The organism is Micromonospora sp. NPDC005087 (genome assembly GCF_042872965.1).
Lineage (GTDB): Bacteria > Actinomycetota > Actinomycetes > Mycobacteriales > Micromonosporaceae > Micromonospora.
Genome location: NZ_JBIALB010000004.1, coordinates 17,415 through 29,933, shown reverse-complemented (window position 1 = coordinate 29,933; position 12,519 = coordinate 17,415). Strand labels below are relative to the sequence as shown.

At 71.9% G+C, this 12,519-nt stretch carries 14 protein-coding genes; 6 read left to right on the top strand and 8 right to left on the bottom strand.

Annotated features, from left to right (window positions below):
- Positions 1-21 precede the first annotated feature (21 nt).
- The 3 genes from deoD to ACFYPS_RS11175 all read left to right on the top strand — a co-directional run bounded on the left by deoD (position 22) and on the right by ACFYPS_RS11175 (position 1,961).
- Positions 22-729, top strand: a complete 708-nt coding sequence (gene deoD, locus ACFYPS_RS11185; protein ID WP_030328147.1) for a purine-nucleoside phosphorylase — start codon at positions 22-24, stop codon at positions 727-729.
- A gap of 132 nt (positions 730-861) precedes the next feature.
- Positions 862-1,500, top strand: coding sequence for a TetR/AcrR family transcriptional regulator (locus tag ACFYPS_RS11180; protein WP_354963343.1), 639 nt, complete (start codon positions 862-864; stop codon positions 1,498-1,500).
- Complete coding sequence (locus ACFYPS_RS11175) at positions 1,497-1,961, top strand: thioesterase family protein (RefSeq protein ID WP_354963342.1); 465 nt, start codon at positions 1,497-1,499, stop codon at positions 1,959-1,961. The genes ACFYPS_RS11180 and ACFYPS_RS11175 overlap by 4 nt, the downstream gene beginning before the upstream one ends.
- 11 nt (positions 1,962-1,972) lie before the next feature.
- Here ACFYPS_RS11175 and ACFYPS_RS11170 read toward each other — a convergent pair whose 3' ends face one another.
- From ACFYPS_RS11170 to ACFYPS_RS11155, 4 genes are all read right to left on the bottom strand, one after another.
- Positions 1,973-2,419, bottom strand: coding sequence for a nucleoside deaminase (locus ACFYPS_RS11170; RefSeq protein WP_328426144.1), 447 nt, complete (start codon positions 2,417-2,419; stop codon positions 1,973-1,975).
- 190 nt (positions 2,420-2,609) lie between these two features.
- Complete coding sequence (locus ACFYPS_RS11165) at positions 2,610-3,137, bottom strand: tRNA adenosine deaminase-associated protein (RefSeq protein WP_354963341.1); 528 nt, start codon at positions 3,135-3,137, stop codon at positions 2,610-2,612.
- A 117-nt stretch (positions 3,138-3,254) separates the two neighbouring features.
- Entirely contained in the window at positions 3,255-3,422 is a 168-nt protein-coding gene (locus tag ACFYPS_RS11160) for a hypothetical protein (RefSeq protein WP_354963340.1), read from the bottom strand.
- 111 nt (positions 3,423-3,533) lie between these two features.
- Positions 3,534-3,926, bottom strand: a complete 393-nt coding sequence (locus tag ACFYPS_RS11155; protein ID WP_387324047.1) for a hypothetical protein — start codon at positions 3,924-3,926, stop codon at positions 3,534-3,536.
- Between the two features lie 63 nt (positions 3,927-3,989).
- Here ACFYPS_RS11155 and ACFYPS_RS11150 point away from each other — a divergent pair, with 63 nt between their 5' ends.
- Complete coding sequence (locus ACFYPS_RS11150) at positions 3,990-4,754, top strand: M23 family metallopeptidase (RefSeq protein WP_387324044.1); 765 nt, start codon at positions 3,990-3,992, stop codon at positions 4,752-4,754.
- Positions 4,755-4,783: 29 nt separating this feature from the next.
- Positions 4,784-5,854: a PHP domain-containing protein gene (locus ACFYPS_RS11145; protein ID WP_387324042.1), complete on the top strand. Its 1,071-nt coding sequence runs from the start codon at positions 4,784-4,786 to the stop codon at positions 5,852-5,854.
- 21 nt (positions 5,855-5,875) lie between these two features.
- Here ACFYPS_RS11145 and ACFYPS_RS11140 read toward each other — a convergent pair whose 3' ends face one another.
- Positions 5,876-6,859 (bottom strand): DMT family transporter, encoded by a 984-nt coding sequence (locus tag ACFYPS_RS11140; RefSeq protein ID WP_354963337.1) that lies wholly within the window; start codon positions 6,857-6,859, stop codon positions 5,876-5,878.
- A gap of 141 nt (positions 6,860-7,000) precedes the next feature.
- On the opposite strand from ACFYPS_RS11140, the gene ACFYPS_RS11135 reads away from it, so the two are divergent.
- Positions 7,001-8,671, top strand: a complete 1,671-nt coding sequence (locus ACFYPS_RS11135; RefSeq protein WP_387324040.1) for a DUF885 domain-containing protein — start codon at positions 7,001-7,003, stop codon at positions 8,669-8,671.
- An 85-nt stretch (positions 8,672-8,756) separates the two neighbouring features.
- Here ACFYPS_RS11135 and ACFYPS_RS11130 read toward each other — a convergent pair whose 3' ends face one another.
- From ACFYPS_RS11130 to ACFYPS_RS11120, 3 genes are all read right to left on the bottom strand, one after another.
- Positions 8,757-10,220, bottom strand: coding sequence for a DUF6114 domain-containing protein (locus tag ACFYPS_RS11130; protein ID WP_387324037.1), 1,464 nt, complete (start codon positions 10,218-10,220; stop codon positions 8,757-8,759).
- A gap of 77 nt (positions 10,221-10,297) precedes the next feature.
- Positions 10,298-10,921, bottom strand: a complete 624-nt coding sequence (locus tag ACFYPS_RS11125; protein WP_387324034.1) for a DUF6230 family protein — start codon at positions 10,919-10,921, stop codon at positions 10,298-10,300.
- 420 nt (positions 10,922-11,341) lie between these two features.
- Entirely contained in the window at positions 11,342-12,508 is a 1,167-nt protein-coding gene (locus tag ACFYPS_RS11120; protein WP_387324031.1) for a DUF3068 domain-containing protein, read from the bottom strand.
- Positions 12,509-12,519 lie beyond the last annotated feature (11 nt).

Sequence of the window (12,519 nt, the reverse complement as noted above, 5' to 3'; positions counted from 1 at the left end):
CGGCCTGGCAGGATCTTTGCCATGAGTACGCACATCGGCGCGAAGCCGGGAGAGATCGCCGAGCGGGTCCTGATGCCGGGCGACCCGCTGCGGGCCAAGTGGATCGCGGAGACCTACCTCGAGGGCGCCACCTGCTACTCGACGGTCCGGGGCATGCTGGGCTTCACCGGCCGCTGGAACGGCGTCGAGGTCTCCGTCCAGGGCTCCGGCATGGGCATGCCGTCCGCCTCCATCTACGCCCATGAGCTGATCAACGAGTACGGCGTGAAGACGCTGATCCGGGTCGGCTCCTGCGGTGCCCTCAGCACCGACCTCCAACTGCGCGACGTGGTCGCCGCGATCGGGTCGTCCACCGACTCGAACATGAACCGGATGCGCTTCGACGGTCTGATCGACTACGCCCCGGTGGCCGATTTCGGGCTGCTGCGTACCTCGGTCGAGGTGGCCGAGCGGCGCGGCATCAGCATGCACGTCGGGCCGATCCTGGCCGCGGACGCCTTCTACACGGACCGGCCGGACCTCTACGACACCCTCGCCGACTACGGCGTGCTGGCGGTGGAGATGGAGTCGGCGGCGCTCTACACGATCGCCGCCCGGTTCAAGGCCCGCGCGCTGACCGTGCTGACCGTCAGCGACCACATCAAGACCGGCGAGAAGACCACCTCCGAGGAGCGGGAGCAGACCTTCAGCCAGATGGTCGAGATCGCCTTGGACACCATCATCGCCTGACCCTTTGGCGCACCCGCCGCCCCGTCGTCCGTCTGGACGGCGGGGCGGTGTGCTGTCGGTCGGGTGGCGGGGTGATGACGATCACGACGGAAAACAACACGACCGGTCGTGCTTTATTAGTACGGTGTCCCCATGACCGTCGACGGACGCCTCGCTCGGGGCGAGCGCAGCCGGAACGCCGCGCTGGACGCGGCCGTGGTGCTCGCCACCCAGTCCGGCCTGGACGGTCTCAGCCTCGCCCAGCTCGCCGACACGCTCGGCGTGAGCAAGTCGGGCCTCTTCGCGCACTGGCGGTCGAAGGAGGCGCTCCAGCTCGCCGCGATCGACCGTGCGGTGACGCTCTGGCAGGACCGGATCGTCGCGCCGGCGCTGCTCGCCCCCCGGGGCGTACGGAGGCTTCGCGCCCTGCACGAGGCACGGATCGACTTCTACGCCAGCCGGGTGCTCCCCGGTGGCTGCTTCTTCGCCAACACCCAGTTCGAGTTCAACGCCCGCCCCGGCCCGGTCCGGGACCGGCTCGCCGAGACGTACAGCCAGTGGACGGCGTTCCTCGAACTCCTCGTCCAGCAGGCGGTCGACGCCGGCGAACTCCCCACCGACCTGAACGTCCCACAGCTGGCGTACGAAATCGACGCGCTCGGGATGGGTGCCGCGATGCAGTCCCGGCTGCTCGACCCGGACGCCGCCTACCGCTACGCCCGCGCCGGCCTGCTGGACCGCCTGCGGGCGCTCTGCCCCAACCCCACCCTGCTAACGGAAGGCACCTCATGACCCACGCCGTCGCCGACCAGCCCACCGCCGAGTTCGGGCACGTCGAGCACGTCACGGTGCACTTCGACGACCTCGACGCGATGGGCATCCTGCACAACGCGCGTTACGCGGTGCTGCTGGAACGGGCCCTGACGCCGTACTGGACCGAGCGGGGGCTGGCCTACCGGGGCAGCGCCACCCCGCCGGACCTGTTCCACGCGGTCCGCGAGTTCACCATCACCTACCGGGCGCCGATCGCCGCCACGGGCCCGGTGGCCGTGCACTTCTGGCTCGAACACTTCGGCACCAGCAGCGCCGAGTACGCCTTCCAGTTCCGCTCCGTCGACGGCGACACCGTGCACGCCGAGGGGCGGCGGGCGATCGTCCGCCTCGACCCGGCGACGCTGCGGCCCGCGCCGTGGACGGAGGCCGCCCGGGCGGTGGCCGCCACCCTCCTCCGTACCACCGCCACCTCCGCCTGACGCGCTGCGGGTCAGCGGAAGAAGGCGCGCAGCACGGCCGCGGTCTCGGCCTCCAGCACGCCGCCGTAGACCTCGGGGCGGTGGTTGAGTCGGCGGTCGCGCAGCACGTCCCACAGTGAGCCCGCCGCCCCGGTCTTCGGCTCCCAGGCACCGAAGACGACGGTGGAGACCCGGGCCAGCACGAGCGCTCCCGCGCACATGGTGCACGGCTCCAGGGTGACCACGAGGGTGCAGTCGTCCAGCCGCCACCGGCCGGCCCGCTCGGCGCCCCTGCGCAGCGCCAGCACCTCGGCGTGCGCGGTGGGGTCGCCGGTCAGCTCCCGCTCGTTGCGCCCGATTGCCAGCTCGGTCCCGTCGGGGCCGTAGAGCACCGCACCCACCGGCACGTCGTCCACGTCGACAGCGCCCGCGTCGTCCACGGCGGGGCCGGTGACGGCGACCTCCAGCGCACGCCGCATCCACAGCTCGTGCCGCTGGCGCCGGCCGACCTCACCCGGGTCGGCCAGCCCCTCGTGGGCGCCCGGTCCGGCGCGGCCGACCGCGCCGGGGGTCGGCTGCCCCGGCCGGATCGTCTCGAGCAGGGGATCGGTGGCGTCGGCGGGCTCCCCGCCGCCCACCGGCGGCATCCCACCGTCAGACCCGGTGGGATCAGACCTCACGCAGGTCCTCGACCTCGTCGGCGCAGCCGAGCACCTCGCAGATCTCGGCGGTGACGTCGGCCGGCATCATCCCCTCGTGCGTGCACAGGGCCAGCAGTTTCTGCGCGGGGATGCCCAGGTTGGCGAGCAGGTCGGCGTCGCCCACCGGGTCGGCCTCCGGGTCGACGACGGGCTGCTCGCTCTCCTCGTCGCCGCTGGCCGCCGGGCGCGGCTCGTCGTCGCCGTCGAGCCCGGTGACCGAGGTCTTCAGATCACCGACCAGCAGCGAACCCAGCCGCGACTCCTCGGCGTACGCGGAGTCCGATCCGAACACCCGCAGGTCCTCGCCCTCGTCGAGCCGCAGGATCACCAGGTAGGCGTCGTCCGCCTCGACGAAGAGCAGCGAGATGTCGGCCTCCTGGTCGACGTCACGCAGCCGGTCGGCGACCTCGTCGATGTCGGTGGCGCCGCGCAGGTTGACCTCTGCGGCGGTCCAGCCGCTGTCGTCGCGCACCACGGCCGCAGCGAAGTACGACACGGTCCCCCCAATAGCCCTCGGCACAGCGCCGACTCGTTACGCGTGCACGTTAGCCGGTCGGGTCGGCAGGCGACCGGTCAACGCCCCGAAGGGCCGGTCATTCCTGACAAAGTCGGATCAGCCGGCTACCCGACGGCGGGTGGCGATGAGCTGGCGCAGACGCTCGGTGCGCAGCCGCTGGGGCCGGGTGCGCTGACGTACCTGCCGGGCCCCCGCCAGTTCGGCGAGCAGCTGCAGGCGGCGGCGGCTTCGATCGGGGTCCTGCCGCTGGGTGGTCCAGGCCATAGTGCCGAGCGTGCCCAGTCTCGGCAGCCACGTCAAGACGGCGTTCGCTGTGCAGCCAACCGGGCACGCGGCGCAGTCACCGTCGACCCGAACCGAGGCCCGCCGGCCCGTTCACCAGAGCGGCCAGTCACCACCGGTCGCCCACTTGACCGCCACCACGGCGGCGGCGATGCTCCAGCCACCGGCGGTGACGATGGCCACCCCGGCGGCCACCCCACGGTCGCCGAGGCGCACGAGGACCAGGGCTGTCGTCCAGGCCAGCAGACCGGCCACCACCGTCCACCACGCGTAGCTGGCCACGCCGGTGCCGAGCAGACCGAAGAGCACCAGCCAGGCGGCTGCCGCACCGCCGCCGGCGGCGACACCGCCGCCGGTGACCGGGTGCGGTTCGCGGTAGGTGGGGCGGGTCGGTGGCCCGGCCGGAAAGAGCCCCGAGGGGGTACGCGCGGCCGGGCGCGCGACGGCGTCGGGATCCGGGCCGGGATCGGGCCGGGCGATGGTCACCGTCGCTGCCCTCCCCTACACGCGTCGCTCGTGCCCACGGTACCGGTCTGCCAGGATGACCGGATGCCCTCGCCGACGATCGGCCGCCGCACGCGTCCGGCGTACCCGATCCTGCTGCTGCTCGCCCCGGTGCTGGCCGCCGGCTGCGCGACGACCCGGCCGGGAGTGCCAGCGGGTGGCGCCGCCCCGACGCCGCCGGCGGTCTGGGCGACGGCCGACCAGCCCGGGGCGCCATCCGCCACGCCGACGGCGACCGGTCCGGCCAGCACGGCGCCGTCGTCGGCCCGGCCGTCGACAGCCGCACCCCGCGCCGGGCTGCGGCATGTCTTCCCGGTACGCGCCGACGACGTGGCGTACCACCCGACGCACGGCGCCTACCCGGCGACGGACATCTTCGCCGACTGTGGTGAGCGGTTCGTCGCGGTGACCGACGGGACGGTGCTCGAGGTGAGTCGCACCGACCGGTACGACAAGCGCGGGCCGCAGGGTCCGGACAACGGGGGCCTGTCGGTCGCCCTGCTCGGCGATGACGGGGTGCGCTACTACGGCTCGCACCTGAGCGTGGTGACCAGCGGCGTCGACCCCGGGGCCCGGGTGCGCGCCGGGCAGCAGCTCGGCAAGGTGGGTCGCACCGGCAACGCGAACAACGTCTGCCACGTGCACTTCGGCATCTCGCCGCCGTGTACGGGCCGGGACGGCTGGTGGATCCGGCGCGGGGTGCTCTGGCCGGCGCGCTACCTGGACTCCTGGCGGCGTGGCGGCAATCGGGAACCGGCCGCCGAGGTGACGGCGTGGCAGCGTAAACACGGCTGCCCGAAGGCTCCCTGACGGGCCCCGCAACGGCTAGGTTCGGTGGGATGAAGGCCCGGGACCCCATCGCCGACCTGCGCCGGATCGCGTTCCTGCTGGAGCGGGCGAACGAGGCCACCTATCGGGTACGGGCGTTCCGGTCGGCGGCCAAGGCGCTGGCCGGTCTGCCTGCGGCCGAGGTGGCCGAGCGGGCCGGCAACGGCACGCTCACCAAGCTGGCCGGGGTCGGTGACGTCACGGCCCGCTGTGTGGCGGAGTCGCTGGCCGGTGAGGAGCCGGTCTACCTGCGCCGGCTGGTGGCGACCGAGGGCAGCGACCTGGACGCCGAGGCGACGGCGCTGCGCACCGCCCTGCGCGGCGACTGTCACACCCACTCGGACTGGTCCGACGGCGGCTCCCCGATCGAGGAGATGGCGCTGGCCGCGGTGGAGATGGGTCACGAGTACATGGTGCTGACCGACCACTCGCCACGGTTGAAGGTGGCCCGGGGGCTGACCGCCGATCGGCTGCGCCGTCAGCTCGACCATGTGGCGCAGGTCAACGCGGCGCTGCCGGAGGGTTTCCGGATCCTGACCGGGATCGAGGTGGACATTCTCGCCGACGGCTCACTGGACCAGGACGAGGAGCTGCTGGCCCGGCTGGACGTGGTGGTCGGATCGGTGCACAGCGGCCTGAACGACGAGCGGGCGAAGATGACCCGGCGGATGCTGACCGCGGTCGCCAACCCCCATCTGGACATCCTCGGTCACTGCACCGGCCGGATGGTGTCGTCGCGCCCGGCCGGGGTGACCGGGCCGGGCGACCGGGGGCACCGGGCCCGGACCCGGGCGGAGAGCGACTTCGACGCGGACGCCGTCTTCGCCGCCTGCGCGGAGCACGACACCGCCGTCGAGATCAACTCGCGGCCGGAGCGGCAGGACCCGCCGAAGCGGCTGATCCGCCGCGCCCTGGAGGCCGGCTGCCGGTTCGCGATCAACACGGACGCGCACGCGCCCGGCCAGCTCGACTGGCAGCGGTTCGGCTGCGAGCGGGCGGCCCGCTGCGGCGTCCCCGCCGACCGGGTGGTCAACACCTGGTCTGCGAAACAACTCGTGGAGTGGGCCGCCGACCGGCCCTGACGGATCGGCGGCCGCCGTGGGTCAGCGCTGGGCGGCGGGCTCGGCAGCGGGGGCGGCGGGCGCGCCGACGCCAACCAGCGGCCGCGGCCGCCGCCGGCCGAAGACGCCCTGCGAGACCGCGACCCCCAGCAGCACGATCAGCGCGCCGACCGGCTGGTGCCAGTTGAGCCGCTCATCGAGCGCCACGGCCCCGATCAGCACCGCGAAGATCGGGATCAGGTAGGTGACGGTGGAGGCGGTGCTCGCCCCGGCCACCCGGATGTTGCGCATGTTGATCACGAAGGCGAGCCCGGTGCCGAGCGCGCCGAGGGCCAGCACGCTGGCCACCACCTTCGGCGACAGGTCGGTGGGCAGCGGTGGCGCGCCCGCGACGAACGGGGTGACGATGGCCAACTGGCCGGCGGCGAGCAGCAACTGCGCCGCGGAGAGCGACAGGCCGGAGTGGCTGCTGCCCGCGACGAACCGCTTCTGGTACGGGATGGCGAGGCCGTAGCAGGCGGCCGCGCCGAAGCACATCAGCTGCCCGATGAAGTGCGCCCCGCCAATGCCCTCCCAGACCCCGAGCACCACGAGCACGCCCAGGAAGCCCAGCCCGAGCCCGACCGCGCGGCGTACGGTCAGCCGCTCGGTGCGGAAGACCAGCACCGCCAGCGGCAGCACGATCAGTGGCGTGGTGGCGTTCCAGATGCCGGCGAGCATCGACTCGACCCGCTGCTCGCCGTAGCCGAAGAGGGTGAACGGCACGGCCACGCCGAACGCGGCGACCACGAAGAGATGCGCCCAGACCCGGGGCTCGGAGGGCAGCCGGTCGCGCAGCACCGCGAGCACCACCAGCAGGGTCAGCGCGCCGGCGAGGACCCGGTAGAGGGTGAGCTGGACCGGGTGCAGCTCGGCCACCCCGACCTTGATGAACAGGAAGCTGGAGCCCCAGATGGCGGCGAGGGCGATGAATCCCGGCAGCCAGGCGCGCAGCGCTGCCTTGTCAGGAGTGATGTCGGTGTTCACCCCTGACACTCTTCCCGAGGCGTACGACAAAGTGGCACGACTTTCGGACACCATCTCTGACCACCACGGTGCCGCCAACTGCCAGCTGAACACGACAAACGTCGTCGACACCGGGGCGGGGTGGTCACGTAGGGTCGCACCGTGGGACGAATTGATGAACTCGCCAACCGCTACGTGGCCGAGTGGGCGCCCTTGAGCCCGACCGGCGCCACCTACGTCGGCATCGCCGGCCATGACGACCAGCTGGACGATCTCTCGCCCGAGGGTTACCGGGCGCGGGCGGACCTGACCCGCCGGACGCTCTCGGAGCTGGAGGTGACCGACCCGGACACCGAGGCGGAACGGACCGCCAAGGAGGCCATGCAGGAACGGCTCGGCCTGGACCTGGCCCGGTACGACGCCGGCGAGGCCACCAGCGAGGTCAATGTGATCGCCAGCGGGCTGCACGACATCCGCATGGTGTTCGACCTGATGCCGACCGCGACGGCCGACGCTCAGGCCAACATCGCTGCCCGACTCAACGGCTTCCCCGGCGCGCTGGAGGGCTACAAGACCACGCTGCGGGAGGCGCTCGCCGCCGGCCAGATCAGCTCGAAGGTGCAGCTGGTCGAGGTGGCCAAGCAGTGCGACGTCTGGGTCGACCCGACCGGGGACAACTTCTTCCACGGGCTGGTCGAGCGGCTGGGCGCGGACGGCACGCTCGGCGCCGAGCTGCGCCGGGGCGCGGCGGCGGCCACCGCGGCGACCGCGGAGTTCGGCCAGTTCCTGCGCGCCGAGCTGGCACCGCACGGGCGGGACAAGCAGGCCGCCGGCCGGGAACGCTACGAGCTCGCCTCGCAGTACTTCCTCGGCGCCAAGGTCGACCTGGACGAGACGTACGCCTGGGGGTTCGCGGAGCTGGCCCGCCTGGAGGCGGAGATGCGGGTCGTCGCCGGGCGCATCGCAGGCCCCGGCGCCAGTGTCGACGAGGCCGTGGCCGCGCTCGACGCCGACCCGGCGCGGACCATCCAGGGCAAGGAGGCGTTCCGGGACTGGATGCAGGCGCTCGCGGACAAGGCGATCAGCGAGCTGCACGGCACCCACTTCGACATCCCGGAGCAGGTTCGCCGGATCGAGTGCTGCCTGGCCCCGACCAGTGACGGCGCCATCTACTACACCGGGCCGAGCGAGGACTTCTCCCGCCCGGGTCGCATGTGGTGGGCGGTGCCGCAGGGCATCACCGACTTCTCCACCTGGCGGGAGGTGACCACGGTCTACCACGAGGGCGTGCCGGGTCATCACCTCCAGGTGGCGCAGACCGCGGTCCGCGCCGACCTGCTCAACCGCTGGCAGCGCCTGCTCTGCTGGGTCTCCGGGCACGGCGAGGGTTGGGCGCTCTACTCGGAGCGGCTGATGGACGAGCTGGGCTACCTGGAGGACCCGGGCGACAAGCTGGGCATGCTCGACGGCCAGGCGATGCGCGCGGCGCGGGTGATCGTCGACATCGGCATGCACCTGGAGCTGGAGATCCCGAAGGACAACCCGTTCGGCTTCCACCCGGGCGAGCGGTGGACGCCCGAGCTGGGCTGGGAGTTCATGCGGGGGCACTGCCGGGTGCCGGACGAGAACCTGCGCTTCGAGCTGAACCGCTACCTGGGCTGGCCGGGGCAGGCACCCTCGTACAAGGTCGGTGAGCGGATCTGGCTCCAGGCCCGCGAGGATGCCAAGGCCCGTAAGGGCGCGGACTTCGACCTGCGGGAGTTCCACCGGCAGGCGTTGGACCTGGGTGCGCTGGGCCTCGACCCGTTGCGCAAGGCGCTGGCCCGGCTCTGAGCCGTCCCGGCACCGATCACGACGGTGACGGACGCCGGCGGGACGCCCCGTACCGCCGGCGTCCGACGCCGTGTGGGTCCAGGGCCTAACCGAGCGTCAGCGCCAACGACGGCCGGGCGGTCAGCGTGTCGCTGGTGACGTACGCCAGGTCGATGACCGGCTCGGTGAACGTGACCGGGATGGGCAGGGTGACCGGTATGCCGTCCGGCAACGGCAGGTCCGGGGTGAGAGTGACCTTGATGCCGAGCAGCCGGCCGACGAAACGGGTGGCGTAGAAGGCCACGTCACCCCGAATGGTCAGCCGGTCGGTCGCGTACCGCTGGCTGCGTCCCTCGGGGCCGTCCGCGCGGAGCAGGAAGTCGTCGGTCACCGCCTCGCGCATGCTGAACTTCAGCACCTTGAGGTCGCCCTTCTCGGACCGCAGCTCGGTGGTGCCCTCGAACCGCAGCCCCGTCATGATGACCTTGGAGCCGGTGAGCTTGGACGGCGTCTGCGCGACCTTCGGCAGCGTCGGGTCGGCGGCGAGGCGCGGCAGCGGCTTACCCGGCTCCGCCTTGCCCGGCTTGGCGGGACGGGTCGGGGTCGGCGACGGGCAGTCCGTGGGCTCGGGGCGGCTGGCCGGTGGCCGGGTCGGCGTGCCGGTCGGCTTCGCTGACGGTGGCGCGGTCGGGTTCGCCGACGGCGTCGCGGTGTCGTCGCGGCGTCCACCGGTGAACAGGTCGCCGATCCCGTCCAGGATGTCGGTGATCAGGTTGCCGTCCGGGTCGCGCTCCGGCGTCGGGCTCGGGCTGGCCGTCGGCGTCGCGGTGGGCGCGCTCCGGCTGGGCGACGGGGTGACCACGCTGGGCGGGATGGGACAGGCAGTCGCGGCGGGCCGGTCGGGGGCGGCCTGCACGGGTCGGGGTTGGGTGGCCAGTCCAGCGGCCGCGACACCGAGCAGCACCAGGACGATGGCGAAGGTACGCGGATCAGCGGAGCGTCCCGGCAATTCGGGCGGCGCGCCCGCGTCGGCGATCTCGACCGTGGGGTCATCAACCACGCCGGGCTGCTCGGCTTCGACCTGCTCAGCGTCGGAACGCTCAGCGTCGGACTGCTCGGTGTCGGCCGGCTCGGTGTCGGCCGGCTCGGCGGCGGCCGGCTCGGCGGCGGGTGGGGCGGGGCGGGTGGGCGTCCAGGCGAAGGCGAGTGCGCTCCCGACCATGCCGAGCAGCAGACCGACGAAGAAGCCGCCGAGGTTGAGCCCGATGAGTGCGTAGACGGCGGTGACCGCCGCGACGATCGAGTAGAACAGCCGCTGCGCCGGGCTGAGCCAGAGCAGCAGGCCACAGGTCACCAGGATGACCGGGATCAACAGCGAGAGCAGGCCGGTGGCTCCGCTGTGGAAGCTCAGGCCGTTCAGCGTCATCCGGGTGGAGGCGAACATCTCCACCCCGGCCAGGACGATGAACAGGCCGCCCCAGAACGGTCGGCTCCGCTGCCAACGGCGGAAGATCCGCCACGCCTGAGCCGGATCGCCGGGCCGGGCGTGGGACGGGTTGTCGCTTGTCACGTACTCCTCCTGGCGGAGCGGGGACGGGGACACGGACGTGGCCCGCGGCGGTCGGCCACCGCGGGCCACGGCTCACCTCAGAAGCACTCCTTGCCCTTGGCGTCGTCGCCCACGTTGACCTTCAGCCGGAGTCCGACCAGGTTGAAGGTGGCCGCCGTGGTGTACCGGGACACCTGCTGGAGGTTGGTGATGGTGACGTGGTCGGAGTTCTGACCGAACGAACCGGCCTTCGCCGTCGGGTTCAGGTCGGTCGCGTCCCGGCCGATTTTGATGTTGGTGAACGTCGCGTTGCCGTTCAGTGTGTCCATCGCGATCAGCAGGTCCTTGGCCCGGGCGGGTTCCTTGCCCTCACCGGCGTTGATGGTGAGTACCACCGGCAGGCCGGGCAGGTCGGCGCGGACCGACTGGCAGAGGCTGTACAGCTCGGCGCTGCTGATCTCGGAGAGGGCGACCGGGTGGACCTCGCCGGCCTTACCGTCCTTGCCCTTCTCCCGGACGATGCCGCCGTACTGCTTGAAGCCGTCGCCTTCGAGGCGCTCGGCGCCGATCTTGAACGTCTGCCCGGACACGCTGATGTCGGAGGCGATCGCGCCGGTCGACATCCCGAACAGGATGGCGCCAGCGGCGGCCGTGGCGGGCACCATCATGGCGGCGAACCGCCGCCACCGGGTACGACCCTGATTGTCAAACCGATCCTGCACGGGTTCCTCCTCGGGCGGATGCGCGCGGGTGGCCGGTCCCGGACTGGCGGCCCGCACCGGGCCCGTCACCTGTTACCGGCGGGTAACGATCGAGCCTGATCGTGCACCCGTTGCGGCGCGGCTCACAACCCCCTGATTACCCAGCGGTAACAGACGGGCGACCGAACGGTGGCAGGGCGTCACGAAGTGTCGAGCCCTCCACGTGCAGAGTGGTCTGAAGTGCCGACAAAGCCGGCATATGCCCACTACAGGGCGACGGAGAGTCACAATCACATCGACCGATTACAATCAGGTAACAGATGTAAAGTGCGCAGGTCGTGGCCGCTGCGTGGGCGTCCGAGACGGGTACCCCCGTCACGCGACGAAGGGGTGGACCGCATCGCGGTCCACCCCTTCGTCGTACTTCCGGTCGTACGCGCGTCAGCGCTGCTCCACCTCGCCGGGAGCCGGGCGCTGGGTCGGCACCGTCGGGTCCTCGGACTTCCAGTTCGTCGATGCCGGCGGAATCTCGTCGGTCAGTGGACCGCCCTCCCGCTCGGACTCGTCGTCCCGCACCGCCGGCTGGTCCACCCGGGTCGGCGTCGGGTCCTCCACGGGCACCGGGTCGGCCCGGTGGCGCGCCTCGCCCGCCGGCACAGCCCCGCCTCGGCGGGCCACCAGCAGACCGGCGACGATCAGCAGCAGAGCCAGCACGGCCACGCCGATCGGGGCCCACACGCCGAGGATGGTGAGCTGACCGCGGCTCTCGTTGGCCCGCTCCACCGAAGCCTCGATGGTGGCGTCGTTGTAGGTGAAGTCGGCCTTGAGCAGCGAGATCGGGGTGCCGACGTCCGGCACCAGGGCCTTGCTCTGCACCTCCCGCACCTTGACGTACGACCCGGTGACCGGGTCGACCCAGAGCGTCCGGGTGTTGCTGTAGGTCATCGTGCCCTGGGTCGCGCCGGGGGCGAGGGCCCCCAGCAGCAGGCCGATCCGGTCGGCGGCCAGGTTCAGCTGCTGGTCGGTGATCACCTGCTCGAACCGGTACGCCTCGAGCCCGTTGACGTCCTCCGTGCCCTTGAACTCGGCCGGCAGCGCCTTCCGCAGATCACGGTCGAAGACGTCGTAGCTCCGCTTCTCGGTGTTGAACGGGAACTTGTAGACCTGGCCGGCGAACGTCACCTTCTCCCGCGTGCCGGTGTCGTCCAGGTACTGACCGTCCCAGTCCACGGCGGCACCGGAGACCCGGTCCAGCGCCAGCGTGGCACCGTACGCGTTGACCAGTTCCTTGGTGTCCGTCCGGTCGACCGTCTGACCGACCGTCCAGACCACCGTGTCGCCTTCGAGGTCGCCACTGAGGTTGGCGGTCTGCTCGCGGTTGGGCGTGACCAGGACGGTGGACTTGAGGTCACCCTGGTTGATGGCGATGGCGCCGTTGGCGATTTGAAGGAAGGTCGCACCCTTCGCCTCGGCGACGGACGTCGACGCCTCCAAATCGTAGGGCAGCTTGGTCATCGCGGGCTTGACGACGAACACCAATCCGGCGGCCAACGCCAGGAGCAGTACGCCGCCACCGAACAGCACGGCACCTATGGCGCGGTGCTTCATGTTTCCTCCCT

Coding starts and splice junctions, on each gene's coding strand:
- deoD (WP_030328147.1), top strand. CDS start 22: ATGAGTACGCACATCGGCGCGAAGCCGGGAGAGATCGCCGAGCGGGTC.
- ACFYPS_RS11180 (WP_354963343.1), top strand. CDS start 862: ATGACCGTCGACGGACGCCTCGCTCGGGGCGAGCGCAGCCGGAACGCC.
- ACFYPS_RS11175 (WP_354963342.1), top strand. CDS start 1,497: ATGACCCACGCCGTCGCCGACCAGCCCACCGCCGAGTTCGGGCACGTC.
- ACFYPS_RS11170 (WP_328426144.1), bottom strand. CDS start 2,419: ATGCGGCGTGCGCTGGAGGTCGCCGTCACCGGCCCCGCCGTGGACGAC.
- ACFYPS_RS11160 (WP_354963340.1), bottom strand. CDS start 3,422: ATGGCCTGGACCACCCAGCGGCAGGACCCCGATCGAAGCCGCCGCCGC.
- ACFYPS_RS11150 (WP_387324044.1), top strand. CDS start 3,990: ATGCCCTCGCCGACGATCGGCCGCCGCACGCGTCCGGCGTACCCGATC.
- ACFYPS_RS11145 (WP_387324042.1), top strand. CDS start 4,784: ATGAAGGCCCGGGACCCCATCGCCGACCTGCGCCGGATCGCGTTCCTG.
- ACFYPS_RS11120 (WP_387324031.1), bottom strand. CDS start 12,508: ATGAAGCACCGCGCCATAGGTGCCGTGCTGTTCGGTGGCGGCGTACTG.